18 protein-coding genes and 1 pseudogene are annotated in these 13,852 nt (G+C 63.7%); 12 read left to right on the top strand and 7 right to left on the bottom strand.

Annotated elements, in window-relative coordinates; all coding sequences use genetic code 11:
• Nucleotides 1-43: 43 nt before the first annotated feature.
• The 4 genes from dapB to ACVDG8_RS05750 all read left to right on the top strand — a co-directional run bounded on the left by dapB (nucleotide 44) and on the right by ACVDG8_RS05750 (nucleotide 3,804).
• Complete coding sequence (gene dapB, locus ACVDG8_RS05765) at nucleotides 44-814, top strand: 4-hydroxy-tetrahydrodipicolinate reductase (RefSeq protein WP_447253849.1); 771 nt, start codon at nucleotides 44-46, stop codon at nucleotides 812-814.
• Nucleotides 815-1,041: 227 nt separating this feature from the next.
• Nucleotides 1,042-1,998 carry an ABC transporter substrate-binding protein gene (locus ACVDG8_RS05760; RefSeq protein ID WP_447257239.1) on the top strand — a complete coding sequence of 319 codons (957 nt, stop codon included), beginning with the start codon at nucleotides 1,042-1,044 and terminating at the stop codon, nucleotides 1,996-1,998.
• Nucleotides 1,999-2,104: 106 nt separating this feature from the next.
• Nucleotides 2,105-2,914: an ABC transporter ATP-binding protein gene (locus ACVDG8_RS05755; protein WP_447253848.1), complete on the top strand. Its 810-nt coding sequence runs from the start codon at nucleotides 2,105-2,107 to the stop codon at nucleotides 2,912-2,914.
• Between the two features lie 11 nt (nucleotides 2,915-2,925).
• Nucleotides 2,926-3,804, top strand: coding sequence for an ABC transporter permease (locus ACVDG8_RS05750; protein WP_447253847.1), 879 nt, complete (start codon nucleotides 2,926-2,928; stop codon nucleotides 3,802-3,804).
• A gap of 7 nt (nucleotides 3,805-3,811) precedes the next feature.
• Here the strand turns inward: ACVDG8_RS05750 and ACVDG8_RS05745 are convergent, their stop codons facing one another.
• Together ACVDG8_RS05745 and ACVDG8_RS05740 are read right to left on the bottom strand one after the other, a co-directional pair.
• On the bottom strand, nucleotides 3,812-5,167 hold the full coding sequence (locus ACVDG8_RS05745) for a sensor histidine kinase (RefSeq protein ID WP_447253846.1): 1,356 nt from the start codon (nucleotides 5,165-5,167) through the stop codon (nucleotides 3,812-3,814).
• Nucleotides 5,168-5,195: 28 nt separating this feature from the next.
• Nucleotides 5,196-5,873 (bottom strand): response regulator, encoded by a 678-nt coding sequence (locus ACVDG8_RS05740; RefSeq protein WP_447253845.1) that lies wholly within the window; start codon nucleotides 5,871-5,873, stop codon nucleotides 5,196-5,198.
• A gap of 464 nt (nucleotides 5,874-6,337) precedes the next feature.
• Here ACVDG8_RS05740 and ACVDG8_RS05735 point away from each other — a divergent pair, with 464 nt between their 5' ends.
• From ACVDG8_RS05735 to ACVDG8_RS05715, 5 genes are all read left to right on the top strand, one after another.
• The gene (locus tag ACVDG8_RS05735; protein ID WP_447253844.1) at nucleotides 6,338-6,571 is read left to right on the top strand and encodes a DUF680 domain-containing protein; all 234 of its coding nucleotides are present in this window, start codon (nucleotides 6,338-6,340) and stop codon (nucleotides 6,569-6,571) included.
• 49 nt (nucleotides 6,572-6,620) lie between these two features.
• A complete protein-coding gene (locus ACVDG8_RS05730; protein WP_447253843.1) occupies nucleotides 6,621-6,854 on the top strand; it encodes a DUF680 domain-containing protein in 234 nt (77 codons plus the stop codon).
• 56 nt (nucleotides 6,855-6,910) lie between these two features.
• Nucleotides 6,911-7,114 (top strand): DUF680 domain-containing protein, encoded by a 204-nt coding sequence (locus ACVDG8_RS05725; protein WP_447253842.1) that lies wholly within the window; start codon nucleotides 6,911-6,913, stop codon nucleotides 7,112-7,114.
• Nucleotides 7,115-7,146: 32 nt separating this feature from the next.
• Nucleotides 7,147-7,350 carry a DUF680 domain-containing protein gene (locus tag ACVDG8_RS05720; RefSeq protein WP_447253841.1) on the top strand — a complete coding sequence of 68 codons (204 nt, stop codon included), beginning with the start codon at nucleotides 7,147-7,149 and terminating at the stop codon, nucleotides 7,348-7,350.
• Nucleotides 7,351-7,631: 281 nt separating this feature from the next.
• Nucleotides 7,632-7,874 (top strand): DUF680 domain-containing protein, encoded by a 243-nt coding sequence (locus tag ACVDG8_RS05715; protein WP_447253840.1) that lies wholly within the window; start codon nucleotides 7,632-7,634, stop codon nucleotides 7,872-7,874.
• 120 nt (nucleotides 7,875-7,994) lie between these two features.
• Here the strand turns inward: ACVDG8_RS05715 and ACVDG8_RS05710 are convergent, their stop codons facing one another.
• The 4 genes and pseudogenes from ACVDG8_RS05710 to purM all read right to left on the bottom strand — a co-directional run bounded on the left by ACVDG8_RS05710 (nucleotide 7,995) and on the right by purM (nucleotide 10,664).
• On the bottom strand, nucleotides 7,995-8,510 hold the full coding sequence (locus tag ACVDG8_RS05710) for a SixA phosphatase family protein (RefSeq protein ID WP_447253839.1): 516 nt from the start codon (nucleotides 8,508-8,510) through the stop codon (nucleotides 7,995-7,997).
• Between the two features lie 3 nt (nucleotides 8,511-8,513).
• A complete protein-coding gene (locus ACVDG8_RS05705; RefSeq protein ID WP_447253838.1) occupies nucleotides 8,514-8,705 on the bottom strand; it encodes a hypothetical protein in 192 nt (63 codons plus the stop codon).
• Nucleotides 8,706-8,882: 177 nt separating this feature from the next.
• Nucleotides 8,883-9,588, bottom strand: a pseudogene (gene purN / locus ACVDG8_RS05700) (phosphoribosylglycinamide formyltransferase).
• Nucleotides 9,585-10,664 (bottom strand): phosphoribosylformylglycinamidine cyclo-ligase, encoded by a 1,080-nt coding sequence (gene purM / locus ACVDG8_RS05695; RefSeq protein WP_447253836.1) that lies wholly within the window; start codon nucleotides 10,662-10,664, stop codon nucleotides 9,585-9,587. The pseudogene purN and the gene purM overlap by 4 nt, the downstream one beginning before the upstream one ends.
• Nucleotides 10,665-10,947: 283 nt before the next feature.
• On the opposite strand from purM, the gene ACVDG8_RS05690 reads away from it, so the two are divergent.
• The 3 genes from ACVDG8_RS05690 to hdaA are packed head-to-tail and all read left to right on the top strand — an operon-like array spanning nucleotide 10,948 to nucleotide 13,409.
• Nucleotides 10,948-11,550 carry a CDP-alcohol phosphatidyltransferase family protein gene (locus tag ACVDG8_RS05690; protein ID WP_447257238.1) on the top strand — a complete coding sequence of 201 codons (603 nt, stop codon included), beginning with the start codon at nucleotides 10,948-10,950 and terminating at the stop codon, nucleotides 11,548-11,550.
• Nucleotides 11,477-12,703 (top strand): AI-2E family transporter, encoded by a 1,227-nt coding sequence (locus ACVDG8_RS05685; RefSeq protein ID WP_447253835.1) that lies wholly within the window; start codon nucleotides 11,477-11,479, stop codon nucleotides 12,701-12,703. Before ACVDG8_RS05690 ends, ACVDG8_RS05685 begins: the two co-directional genes overlap by 74 nt.
• 1 nt (nucleotide 12,704) lies before the next feature.
• Nucleotides 12,705-13,409, top strand: coding sequence for a DnaA regulatory inactivator HdaA (gene hdaA / locus ACVDG8_RS05680; protein ID WP_447253834.1), 705 nt, complete (start codon nucleotides 12,705-12,707; stop codon nucleotides 13,407-13,409).
• A 24-nt stretch (nucleotides 13,410-13,433) separates the two neighbouring features.
• On the opposite strand, the gene ACVDG8_RS05675 is transcribed toward hdaA, so the two are convergent.
• Nucleotides 13,434-13,703: a hypothetical protein gene (locus tag ACVDG8_RS05675; RefSeq protein WP_447253833.1), complete on the bottom strand. Its 270-nt coding sequence runs from the start codon at nucleotides 13,701-13,703 to the stop codon at nucleotides 13,434-13,436.
• Nucleotides 13,704-13,852: the final 149 nt, after the last annotated feature.

Genomic DNA, 13,852 nt, shown 5'->3' with positions numbered 1-13,852 from the left:
TGTGCTAGACGATTGTTTCGACTCGCGTTTCGATTGGACCACAATGCCTGAGCCGCTGAAGATTGCCATTGCCGGCGCGCTCGGCCGCATGGGCCGGCAGATGGCCGAGACCGTTGCGGCCGATCCGCGCCTTCGGCTCGTCGCGCGCTTCCATCGGCCGGGCAGCGCGGGCGAGGGGCTGGTCGAGCGCGACGAGGCGCTTGGGCTTGCAGACGTCGTCATCGACTTCACCACGCCGGCTGCGTCAGCCGAATTGGCAAAGACCTGCGCCGCGCGCGGCGGCCCGGCCTTGATCATCGGCTCGACGGGCTTCGAGGCCGCCGAGCTGGAAGTGATAGCCGAGGCGGCGAAGACGGTCGCCATAGTACGTTCCGGCAGCTATTCATTGGGGCTCAACATGCTGACCGGGCTGGTCGAGCAGGCGGCGCGGGCGCTTGACGCCGACTTCGACATCGAAATCCTGGAGGCCCATCACCGTTTCAAGATCGATGCGCCATCGGGCACGGCGCTGATGCTGGGCGAAGCCGTTGCGCGCGGGCGCGGCGTCAGGCTGGGCGAGGTGGCCAAACGCGCCCGCGACGGGCTCACCGGTCCGCGCCCGGCCAGCGTGATCGGCTTCGCCGTGCTGCGCGGCGGCAGCATCGTTGGCGAGCACAGTGTAAGCTTCCTTGCCGAAGGCGAGACGCTGACGCTCTCGCATGCGGCCGGCGACCGTTCGATGTTCGCGCGCGGCGCCATCGCGGCCGCACTTTGGGTGGCCAGGCAGCCGCATGGCGAATACGATATGCGCGACGTCCTGGGATTTGGCGGCTGAGCGCCCTGGTCAGCCAGCTGCAGCTTACCAATCTGTAAGTCTTGATTTTCAGCTTTTCCTTGAAAGCTGGCTGAAAGGTTGGTGCCATAACTGTTGCGTGGCGCCCCATATTTGTCGCGGAAAGCGATGGGAGAGAGAGGGGCGCGGGAAACGAACAAAGGGAAGAGGCCATGTCGCTCGCGCGAATTCTGCTTGATTCAGCCGCCACAACCGCACTCGTCGCCACCATGGCCTTGTCAGCGCCGTCTGCGCGCGCCGACGAGAAGGTCTCCATCATGGTCGGCGGCTACGAGAAACAGATCTATCTGCCTGCCAAGCTGACCGAAGCGCTCGGCTACTTCAAGGACGAGGGTCTCGACGTCGAATTGCTGAATGAGCCGGCCGGCGTCGACGCCGAGAACGAGATGCTCGCCGGGGCCGTGCAGGGCGTCGTCGGCTTCTACGACCATTGCATCGACCTGCAGGCGAAAGGCAAGTTCGTTGAATCGATTGTCCAGTTCAGCCAGGCGCCGGGCGAAGTCGAGCTTGTTTCGACGAAACATCCGGAGATCAAATCACCCGCCGACTTCAAGGGAAAGAGCCTGGGCGTGACCGGTCTGGGCTCGTCGACGAATTTTCTTACGGAATATCTCGCCGTCAAGAACGGCTTGAAACTCGGCGAATTTACCTCGGTCCCGGTTGGCGCCGGCACCACCTTCATCGCCGCTATGCAGCAGGACAAGATCCAGGCAGGCATGACGACCGAGCCGACGATCACCCGGCTGCTGAAGACCGGCGAAGCGACCGTTCTGATCGATATGCGCACAATGGAGGGCACCAAGGCTGCGCTCGGCGGCACTTACCCGGCCGCATCCCTCTATATGCAGACCGACTGGGTCGAAGCGCACAAGGACATCGTGCAGAAGCTGGCCAATGCCTTCGTCAAGACGCAGAAATTCATCAACACGCATAGCGGCGCCGAAATCGCCGACAAGATGCCGAAGGACTATTATGTCGGCGACAAGGAAGGCTATGTGAAGGCTCTCGATGCCGGCAAGGCAATGTTCACCCCCGACGGGATAATGCCCGAAGGAGGCCCGGAGACGGTGCTGACGGTTCTTTCAGCCTTCAAGAAGGAACTGCAGGGCAAGCAGATCGACCTTGCCAAGACCTACACCTCGGAATTCGTCAAGAACGCCAAGTAGCAGGCCGCGCCGGCGCGATGCGCGACATCGCGCCGGCAGTCGCCGGTTTTCCACGTCCGGCGGCTCAGCCCGACGGCGGGCGTCCGCTCGAACCCGGAGTTCCACCATGACCCCTGAAAAGACCACACCAGCGATTGAACTGATCAATGTCAGTCGGCGGTTCCTTTCACCCACCGGCAAATCACTGACGGCGCTGCGCGATTTCACCATGACCGTCGAGCGCGGCGAATTCGTCGCCGTTGTCGGTCCGACCGGCTGCGGAAAGTCCACCACCCTCAATCTTGTCACCGGGCTTGCAAGCCCAAGTGCCGGCGAGGTCCGTGTCATGGGCGCCCCCGTCAAGGGGATAGATCCGCGCATCGGCTTTGTTTTCCAAAGCGATGCCTTGTTTCCCTGGCGGACTGTGATCGAGAACGTGATGGCCGGCCCGCTGTTTCGCGGGCGAGCCAAGGCGGATGCCACGGCCGCAGCGCGTGACTGGCTGGCGCGCGTCGGCTTGTCGCGTTTCGAGCAGCACTATCCGCATCAGCTTTCCGGCGGCATGCGCAAGCGCGTGGCGCTTGCCCAGACCTTCATAAATGGTCCGGAAATCCTTCTTATGGACGAGCCGTTTTCGGCGCTTGATGTGCAGACACGCGTGCTGATGCACGAGGAGCTGCTGCGCCTGTGGTCTGAGGCCAAGGCTTCCGTGGTCTTCGTCACGCATGACCTTGAGGAGGCGATCGCGCTGGCCGACAAGGTCTATGTCCTGACCGCCGGGCCGGCCACCGTGAAGTCGGTCTATACGATCGACCTGCCGCGCCCGCGCGTGGTCGCCGATATCCGCTACGAGCAGAGCTTCATCAATTACTCGCGCACCATCTGGGCCGATCTCAAGGAAGAGGTCGAGACCAGCTATGCGCGCGCGGCAGCCTGAGGAGAACCGCCATGACCGATGCCGCCATCGACATCAGGGCAGGGGCTTTCAAGCCTGGAACATCGGACGCGGAAATCGAAGCGGCCGCGGCAAAGGCATCGCGGCACCGCCGCCGCACCGTTATGTTCTGGCGGGTCGCCATTCTCGTTGCCTTTCTCGGCCTTTGGGAAATTGCCGCGCGCATGGCCTGGATCGATCCGTTCTTCTACGCCATGCCGAGCGCGATCGCGCAGCGGCTCTATGAATGGACGACGGAAGGAACGTCCGAGGGGCCGCTCTGGTATCACCTCTATGTCACCATGGAGGAATCGGTCATCGGCTTCGTGACCGGCTCGATCGCCGGCATCATCATCGGCGTCGCGCTCGGCCGCAACCGCATGGCCGCCGACATTTTCTCCATCTACATCAAGGTGATCAACTCTATCCCTCGCGTTGTTCTGGCGCCGATCTTCATCATGATCCTCGGTCTTGGCCTCGCTTCGAAAGTGGCGCTTGCCTTCGTCATGGTTTTCTTCGTTGTCTTCCACAATGCCTTTCAGGGCGTGCGGGAAGCCGACAGGGCCATGATCGCCAATGCCCGCATCCTCGGCGCGTCCAACTGGCAGCTGACACGCTCGGTGATCGTCCCTTCGGCGATGAGCTGGATCTTCGCCAGCCTGCATGTCAGCTTCGGCTTTGCCATCATCGGTGCGATCGTTGGCGAGTTCGTCGGCGCGCGCTTCGGCATCGGCCTGCTGATCAACATCGCCAAGGGATCCTTTGACGCCGCCGGCATGTACGCGGCGATCGTCATCGTCATGGTGGTTGCGCTCGGCGCCGAATATCTGATGACCATGGTCGAGGATCGCCTGGCGAAATGGCGTCCCCAGCCGCTGCACGAGACGCAGTGAGCGGTAGCTAGCTGCCCGCCAGCGGCAGCCGCACCTCAACCACCAGACCGCCGGCCGCGCCATCCCCCAGGGTGACGCGGCCGCCGGCATTTTCGACGACCTCGCGCACGATGGCGAGACCGAGCCCGCTGCCTTCCTCGGTCGACCCGGCGATTCGGTAGAAGCGTTCGAACACGTGTTCTCGTTCGTCCACCGGGATGCCGGGCCCGTTATCGGCGACCGTCAGCACGGCTTCGTCGTCGACAGTCGCCAGCTTCACCGTGACACTACCGCCGTCCATGGAGTAGCGCAGCGCGTTGTCGACGAGGTTGACGATCATTTCGCGCAGCATGGTGCCGTCGCCGATCACCGGCACCGGACCGGTCTCCTCGAGACCCAGATCGATGTTGCGGGCGATCGCAGTCGGCGCCTGCGCTTCCAGCACCTGGCGGGCGGCTTCGGTCATGTCGATGCGGTCGGCGCGCGGCCGCCGGCTGCCCGGCTCGGCCCGCGACAGGGTCAAGAGCTGTTCGGCCAGTCGCGCCAGCTTGCCGGAGCTTGCCTGCAGCGCGACCAGCGCTTCCTGGCGCGCGTCGGCGACGGTTTCGCGAAGCGCGTAGCTTGCCTGCGTCGACAGCAGCGCCAGTGGGGTGCGCAACTGGTGCGCCGCATTGGCGATGAAGCGGCGCTGCGCCGCCATCTGTGCCCGCACGCGCTCCATATAGGCGTTCAGCGCGTCGATCAGCGGGCGGATCTCGTTCTGCGCGCCCGCCACTTCGACCGGGTCGAGATCGCTGCGGCTGCGCGAGCGCACCGCGTCGCGCAACCGGATCAGGGGTGCAAGGCCACGATGCAGACCCAGCAGAACGAACAGCCCCGCAATCGCCACCAGCGCCAGCTGCTGGGCAAAGGCGCCAAACCAAAGACGCCGCACCATCGCGTCGTGACCGGCGAGCGTGACGCCAACGGTAACCGATATCGGCGAGTCGTCTCCGGCGCCGACCACCGCGTGACTGAAAGTCAGCAGTCTCAGCCAGTGGTCACGGTAGGCCGCCTCGGTATCAGGGTTCTTCGCCTCAGGCAGGTCGGGATAGCCGGTGAGCAGGCGCCCTTTGGAGGTCCTGACATGGTAGTAGACGCTGTCGCGATCGCCGGTATCGAACATCTCGATCGCCGCCGGCGGGATCGAGGCATCGAGCACGCCGTCGGTCATGGCGATTTGCTCGGCAATGGTTCGCGCCGAACCCAGCAGCATCCGGTCGGTGACCAGATCCGCGGTGGCCAGCGCGTTGCGGTGGCTGGTCCACAGATTGATGGTCGCGAGCCCGGCAAGCGGCAGCACCACCCAGGCCAGAAGCTGCAGGCGGAGACTGTTAATCCTCATGGCGCCAAATCGTCATGGCGTCTAATAGTCATGGCGCCAAATCTTCATAACGCAAAAGATAGCCGAGACCGCGCAGCGTGACGATACGGACCCGCGATCCTTCGAGCTTCTTGCGCACACGGTGCACATAGATCTCGATGGCGCTGGGGTCGGCGTCGGTTTCGAAATCGTAGATCGCCGCCGACAATGCCGCCTTGCTTACCGTGCGCCCCGCCTTGACCATCAATTGCTCCAACACCGCGTGTTCGCGTGGTGTCAGCGCGAGCGTTTCGCCAGCAAGCGAAAACAGCCTTGTGTTGGTGTCGAAGACCAGGTCGCCGCAGGTAACGACAGGCGCGGTCCGGTCATTGGCACGGCGCAGCTGCGCGCGGATGCGCGCTTCGAGCTCCTCGATCTGGAACGGTTTGGCCAGATAGTCGTCGGCGCCTTCGTTGAGGCCCTTGACCCGCCCGTCGAGGCTGGCATTGGCGGTCAGCACGATCACTGGCACTCGATTGCCGCGCGCCCGCAGCATTCGCAGCACTTCCAGCCCGCTCATGCGTGGCAGGGCCAGGTCGAGGATGACAAGCGCGTGACCGCCCGCTGCCAGCGCATGCTCGACATCCTCACCGTCATGGACAACGTCGACGACATAGCTCGCCTGGCGCAGCGTCTTGCTCAGCCAATCGGCCAATTCGCGATTGTCCTCGACAAGCAGCAGCCGCATCGCGTGTCGTTGTCCTCCCATTGTGCCGGCCTTCGCCGCGGCGGCAGCGCCCGGATTGGTCCCCGGAAATCAACCGATAGTATCGATCCGCCCGCAAGGCAAACACCGGCACGGGAGCCGCCACGGCGGCTGTTGAGCCACCCAATCGGTCTGACAAGCAATAAAACCGAACCGTTCGGTTCAATTAATGTTGACGGTCCGTGTAGCCCAGGTGAACGTTGGTACGTCCAATCAGAGCCTCGCATAGCGCGACCATTGCTCTAACTGCTTGATATTAAACAAAAAGAATATGGCAGACGCACCAATCACGTGATTTCAAGATCGAACCGAACGGTTCGGTTCGCACATTTTCGTGATTGGAAATGGCAACAGGACGGACCCATTTCGGGGTGGTCCGAGCGACGCGAATTTCCATCAAGGCACGCCACTAGACGGACACGACTTTGAAAATCTGGAGTATTAAAATGACCAAGATCGCTCTTGCCGCCGCTGCCCTTCTGGTTGCCACAGGCGCTGCTTTCGCCGGCTCCGACCACTACGGCTCCGACAACGTCAACCAGCCTGCCGTCACCCAGTCTTCGAGCAACGTTGACCGCACCGTGACCGGCTCGATCCACAAGTTCGAACAGCGCGACCTCAAGATCACGCCGGACTCGAACCAGCCGCAATCCGGCCAGGGCAATTGGGGCAACCGCTAAGCGGACCCGGCCTTGACCGTCCATCAATCTCAAATCCGGAGTAACTAAAATGAACAAGATCGCTCTTACCGCTGCAGCCCTTCTGGTTGCCACAAGCGCCGCTTTCGCCGGCTCCGACCACTACGGCTCCGACGGCGTCAACCAGCCGGCCGTCACCGCTCCCGCCGGTAACGTCGACAACACCGTCACCGGCTCGATCCGCAGCTTCGAAACGCGTGACCTCCACATCACGCCCTCTTCGAACCAGCCGCAGTCCGGCCAGGGCAACTGGGGCAACCACTAACCCCATCCCTGCCTGACCGATATCCAATCAACAACCTCAAATCTGGAGTACTTAAAATGACCAAGATCGCTCTTACCGCCGCTGCCCTTCTCGTTGCCACCGGCGCTGCTTTTGCCGGCTCCGACCATTACGGCTCGGCCAATGCCAACCAGCCGGCCGCTTCGGTCGACACTTCGTTCACCGCTTCGATCAAGTCGGACGCGAATGCTCCGAAGCCGGTCGTCACGGGCGCCAACCACGACCTGTTCGGCAACCACTAACAACCAACAACCTCAAATCTGGAGTACCTGAAATGACCAAGATCGCTCTTACCGCCGCCGCCCTTCTCGTTGCCACCGGCGCTGCTTTTGCCGGCTCCGACCACTACGGCTCGGCCAATGCCAACCAGCCGGCCGCTTCGGTCGACACTTCGTTCACCGCTTCGATCAAGTCGGATGCGAATGCTCAGAAGCCGGTCGTCACGGGCGCCAACCACGACCTGTTCGGCAACCACTAAACGGTCCTGTCTTGACAGACCTCAAAGCGGCGGGCTTGGCCCGCCGCTCTGCTTTTGTGGAGCCGGCTACCGGCAATATGTAAATCACTTCACAAGTATTTATATCACAAGCATTTGTAATCGTTTGTCTTTTTTCGAGCGAAGTCCGAACCGACGCTGCTGTGGCCGCTAAAAAAGCGAACGCGCCGGGAATAAATCCTGGACGCCGCGGGTCTTGTCGGCAGCGGGGCCATCCTCCCAAGGCCACCGTGGATCAAGCAACAGGAACAAGGACATTGAACATGACCAGGATCGCTCTCACCACCGCCGCAATGCTTCTCGCCATGGGCTCGGCCTTCGCCGGCAGCGACCATTATGGCGACAACAATGCCAACCAGGCGACAGCCGGTGTCGATAGTGCCTACACGGGTTCGCTCGGCAAGCGTGAAACTGCCAAGCAGGCCAAAGTCGATACCACGATGACGACCGGCGCTCCCGGCTCCAAGGCCTGGCCGGACCCGGGCCAGGGCATCTGGGGCAATTGATCGCTCCGCGCATCGCAAATGCCAAAAAAGCGGCGGGCTTGCTCCGCCGCTTTTTGTTTGCGGGGCGATGAAGCGCTGAAAGGGGTGTATGGACTGGGAGCAGATCAGCAGCGTCTTTGCCTACCCCAAATCCTTCGGCCTCACGCAATGCGTCAGCCGCGCGCCGCCGAAGTCAAGGTCCGGCCAATCGTCCTCGACCGTGAACCGGGCGAGCGCTGCCGTCGGGAACTTCGCCTCGATCTTCTTGAACATGCTCTCGTCCGACCCCGCACCGGCCAGCCGGAGCGCAAATTGCTGCAGTCCGGGATTATGACCGATCACAAGCAGGCTGGTCGCCTTCGCCTGCCGCACGCGCGCCAGGATGGCGCCTGCCGCGGCCTCATAAAGCTCCTCGGCGAACGCCACCGGCACAGGCGTCGGCAATTCCACCGCGACCAGTCGCCATGTGTCGCGGGTGCGCAGAGCCGGCGAAACCAGCGCCAGATCCGGCAGCCAGCCGCGCCGGGCAAGCTCACGCCCGATCAGCGGCGCCGTCTTCAGTCCGCGCGGCCCGAGCGGCCGGTCGAAATCGGCAAGGTCGGGATCGTCCCAACTCGATTTGGCGTGGCGCAGGAGAAGGAGTTGTTTCACGGGCATTGTTCAGGACCAGGGAATCTCGGCATTGAAATCCTTGCCATACTCGCCGCCATATTTCACGCCTGTCGCGGCATCGAAGGCTGCCACCAGCGTGCCGAAGACAAACAGGCCGACCAGCTGTTCGCCGTTGTCCCACCTGACGGTGATATCTGCTTCCGCGATCGCCCAACTGGCCCGACCGGATATGGATTGCACCGAGCACCGAGCCGGCCGTCTCGCCTTCCATCCGATGCAGATAGAAATACGCCGTGGCACTTTCCAGCCCGCCGGTCTCTTCATACTCGAAGACACCCGCGAGATCGCCTTTGGTCCGGACCGCGCTGTCGAAAATATCCACGGCTTCGGATCCCGAGTAACACCTTGTCTCTGCCTCTAGGGCGTGATCCGCGCCAGATGTTCGAGGTCTCTCCTCGCGCAGCGGGTCCGGCGCCATCACCACCGAGGTGGCGTTCTCGGCATCGTCGGCGAAATGGGCAAGCACGGTATGGCCCTTTTCCATCCGCGCCTTGCCTTCGGCGACCAGCCCTAGCGCCAGTGGATAGAGCCGGTGCTCGACCTTCAGCACGCGCGCGGCCAACGTGTCCTCATTGTCGCCGACCATCACCGGCACGGCGGCCTGCGCGATCAGCGGGCCGTCATCCATCTCAGGCGTGACGAAATGCACCGAGCAGCCATGGATGCGCACGCCCGCGCGCAAGGCACGCGCATGCGTGTCCAGGCCCTTGAAGGCCGGCAGCAGGGCAGGGTGGATGTTGACCATGCGGCCTTGCCATTTCTCGACCAGGCCGCGGCCCAGAATGCGCATATAGCCGGCCAGGGCAACGATCTCGGCGCCGAAACCGGTGAGTGCGGCATCGATCGTGGCGTCATGCGCATCCTTGCTTGGATAATCGGCGCGCTGGATCACCTTGGTGGCAACGCCGCGCGATTGCGCGATGCCGAGGCCGGCGGCATTCGCCCGGTCGGAAATGACGCCGACGATTTCGGCCGGAAAAGCGGGGTCGCCGGCCGCCGCGATCAATGCCGTCATGTTGGAGCCGCGCCCCGAGATCAGAACAACCGTACGTTTCCTGCTCATAGGCCGATCGAGCCCCTGTAGATGACGCCGGCGTCGCGTCGCGGCACGATGCGGCCGATCGTCGTCACCGTCTCGCCGGCCTCCTGCAGCACCGCGGCGACTTGCGCCGCCTGGCCCGAAGCGACCGCCAGGATCATGCCGATGCCGCAATTGAAGGTGCGCATCATCTCTTCCGGCGCGACGCCGCCGGTTTTCGCCAGCCAGGAAAACACCGGCGGCACGTCGATTGCCGCCAGGTCGAGCTCGGCCGAGAAATCCTTGGGCAGCACGCGCGGGATGTTTTCCGGGAAACCGCCGCCGGTGATGTGGGCGAGCGCCTTGATGCCGTGCGTGTTGCGGATCGCCTTCAGGATCGACTTCACATAAATGCGCGTCGGCTCGAGCAGCGCCTCGGCGAGGCTCAGCTCGTCGTTGAACGGCGCCGGATCGCTCCAGGCAAGGCCGCTGGTGGTCACGATACGGCGCACCAGTGAAAAGCCGTTGGAATGGAGCCCGGAGGAGGCGAGGCCAAGCAGCACGTCGCCCTCGACGATGTCGTCGGTCGGCAGCAGCTGGCCGCGCTCGGCGGCGCCCACGGCAAAGCCGGCGAGGTCATAGTCCTTGTCGTGATACATGCCCGGCATTTCCGCCGTCTCGCCGCCGATCAGCGCGCAGCCGGCCTGCCGGCAGCCTTGCGCGATGCCGCCGACAATCGCCGCGCCCTGGTCGGGGTCGAGCTTGCCGGTGGCGAAATAGTCGAGGAAGAACAGCGGCTCGGCGCCCTGCACGACGAGGTCGTTGACGCACATGGCGACGAGGTCGATGCCGATCGTGTCGTGTTTTCCGGCGTCGATGGCGATCTTGAGCTTGGTGCCGACGCCGTCATTGGCGGCGACCAGCACCGGGTCGGTGAAACCGGCCGCCTTCAAATCGAACAGCCCGCCGAAGCCGCCAATCTCGCCGTCGGCGCCGGGCCGGCGCGTGGCGCGCACCAGCGGCTTGATCTTCTCGACCATCAGATTGCCGGCATCGATGTCGACGCCCGCATCGGCATAAGTGAGCCCGTTCTTGCGCTTGGCCTGATCGCCCGTGCTCATTGTCGGCTCGTCCCTGTTGTCCTTGCCGGCTCTTCGCATGAATGGTTTCGCCGGGCAAGGATGACGGTTGTCGCGACGGACAAAACCTTGGACATCAAGTGTCGAATTAGCCCATCGTTGGCGATTGGCGAAGGCTAAGACGGGGCCGATCCTCCCGCAAGGGGGAGATGCCATCATGGTCGCTTTCGCCGATCGTCGACGTCGGAGAATAGGCACATGGTCCTTGCGCGCCCTTGGCATCTCCATCATCTATCTCGCGACCAACCGACAACTGGATATAAGGGTGACCATTCCCAACCTGATCACGATCATGCGGCTGCTGCTGGTGCCCGCCGTGGTGCTGGCGATGCTGAACATGCGCTGGGACTGGGCCTTCGCGGGCTTCGTGGTCGCCGGCATCTCCGACGGCGTCGACGGCTTCATCGCCCGCCGCTGGAACCAGTTCTCCCGGCTCGGCGCCTATCTCGATCCGATTGCCGACAAGCTTCTGCTGGTGTCGGTGTTCATCGACATGGGCTTTGCCGGCGAACTGCCGCTATGGCTGGTGGTGACCATGGTCTCGCGCGATGGGCTGATCGTCTGCGCGGTGCTTTTGTCGAGCGTCATGAGCCATCCCGTCGAGATGAAGCCGCTCTTTGTGTCGAAGGCCAACACCGCCGCGCAGATCGTGCTGGCAGCTCTTGTGCTCGGCGAACTGGCCTTCTCCATCCACCTTGGTCCGTTGCGCTTGGCCCTCATATTGCTGACCGGGGTCTTGACCGTGGCTTCGGCCGCGGCCTATCTCGTGGCCTGGCTAAGGCATATGAGTGGTTATGGCGAAGGCTCCCAGCCGAGCGACCCCAAGACGGGCAGCACCAACACAGGCAGCACCAACACGGGCACCTGACAACAGCGCGGCGGCGGCTGAAGACGGAACCGGTGCGCTCCGCCGCCAGATCTTCTTCTGGTTGGGCTCGGCCGTTTTCCTGGCCCTCTTCCTCTATCTCTTCTCGAACATCCTCTTGCCTTTCGTGGCGGGCATGGTGCTGGCCTATTTCCTCGATCCGGTCGCCGACTGGCTGCAGCGTCTGGGCCTCTCCAGGCTGATGGCGACGGTTGTTATCCTCATCGCCTTCATCATCGTCGTGGTGCTGGCTTTCGTCATCCTGGTGCCCGTGTTGACGACGCAGATGGCCGATTTCGGCCGCAAGCTGCCGGACTATCTGACCCGCCTGCAATCGCTGATCACCAGCATCGACCCGAAATGGCTGGAGCAGCGCTTCGGCGTCAACGCCGGCAGCTTGCGTGACGGGTTGAACTCGCTGCTCAGTTCCGGCTTCAGCCTCTTGACCACCGTCTTCACCTCGATCTGGAGCTCGGGCGTGGCGCTGGTCTCGCTGGTCAGCCTGTTCGTCGTCACCCCGGTCGTCGCCTTCTATATGCTGCTCGACTGGGATCGCATGGTGGCCGAGGTCGACAGCTGGGTGCCGCGCGATCATGTCGAGACGGTGCGTTCGCTCGCCCGCGACATCAACACCGCCACCGCCGGCTTCGTGCGCGGGCAGGGCACGCTGTGCCTGGTGCTCGGCGCCATGTATGCCACCGGGCTCACGCTCACCGGCTTGAACTTCGCCATCCTTATCGGCTTCTTCGCCGGCCTGATCTCCTTCATTCCCTATGTCGGTTCGCTGACCGGGCTGGTGCTTGCCGTCGGCGTCGCCTTCGTCCAGTTCTGGCCGGACTGGACCATGGTGGCGGCGGTGGCCTGCGTGTTCTTCGTCGGCCAGTTCATCGAGGGCAACATCCTGCAGCCGAGGCTGGTCGGCAAAAGCGTCGGTCTGCATCCGGTCTGGCTGATGTTCGCGCTGTTTGCCTTCGGCGCACTGTTCGGCTTCGTCGGCCTGCTGATTGCCGTACCGGCTTCTGCGGCGATCGCCGTTCTGGTGCGCTTCGCCATTTCCCGCTATCTGCAATCGCCGCTTTACAAGGGCCACGCCAACGAGCCGGCGCCGCCATTGCCCGCCGATCGCGGCGGTGGCCATCGCTCGACGCGGGGCTGAAATGGCTGCTCAGCCAACCAATCCGCCGCGCCAATTGCCGCTCGATCTCGGCCACGGCACCGGCTATTCGCGCGATGAGCTCGTCGTCTCCGGCACCAATGCGCAGGCGGCGTCACTGATCGACCGCTGGCCGGACTGGCCTTCGCCGGTGGTGGTGCTGGCTGGTCCGCCCGGCTCCGGCAAGACGCATCTCGCCCAGATCTGGCAGGAGCGGGTGCATGCCGTCGCCATCGACCCAGCCCGCATCGGCGAGCACATTGCCGGGCTCGGCGCCAGGCCGGCGCTCATCGACGATGTCGACAACGGGCCGATCGACGAGCCGGGCCTGTTCCACCTGATCAACAGCGTACGTGGCGCCGATTCGACGCTGCTGTTGACCGCGCGGCGTTTTCCATCGGCCTGGCGCGTCGCGCTGCCCGACCTGATCTCGCGGCTGAAGGCGGCGGCGACGGTCGAGATCCACGAGCCGGACGACCTTCTGCTTGCCGGCGTCATCACAAAGCTCTTCGCCGACCGCCAGGTCGAGGTCGAGCCGCATGTCGTGCAGTATCTGGTGCGCCGCATCGAGCGCTCGCTGGCGACAGCCATGCGCGTCGTCGAGCGCCTCGACCGCGCGGGCCTCGAACGCAAGACGCCGATCACCCGCGCGCTTGCCGCCGAGACCGTCGGCGCGATGGATGAAGGGCAGGGCGAATTCGATATTTAAGACGCGGGGAAGGGAGCGGCTCTCTTACACCGCCCACAGCCCGGCCAGATGCCGGACCAGCAAGTAGACCCCCGTATGCACCGCCACGTAGCAGGCGGCGACGACGGCAAAGAACATCAGGCTGGCGGGCCACGACCGGGAGGCGCGGCCATCCTGCCTCTTGCTCGGCCGGTTGTTCCAGATCCACAAGGCAGCGCACAGGATTGCCCAGATGACCATGACCGGAACCGTGAAGCCGTAATAGGCCAGGTAGGCCGGGCCAACCAGCGACAGCAACGCCTCGAGACCAGGCATCCAGAATCCCTCTTTTGCGGCAAGTTTAGACCGGCAACCGAGCCGGAGGCGAGGGATTATCCGAGCTGCGTTGCGTCTTGCGTCAGATCTTCAGCACGACCCGGCCGAACGGACGCTCCTCGATCTGATGTCGCAAGGCCTCCGCTGCG

The sequence above is a fragment of the Mesorhizobium sp. ORM8.1 genome, from assembly GCF_053005525.2.
The sequence above is the reverse complement of the archived record's forward strand: the minus strand, read 5'-3'. Positions and strand labels throughout refer to the sequence as shown.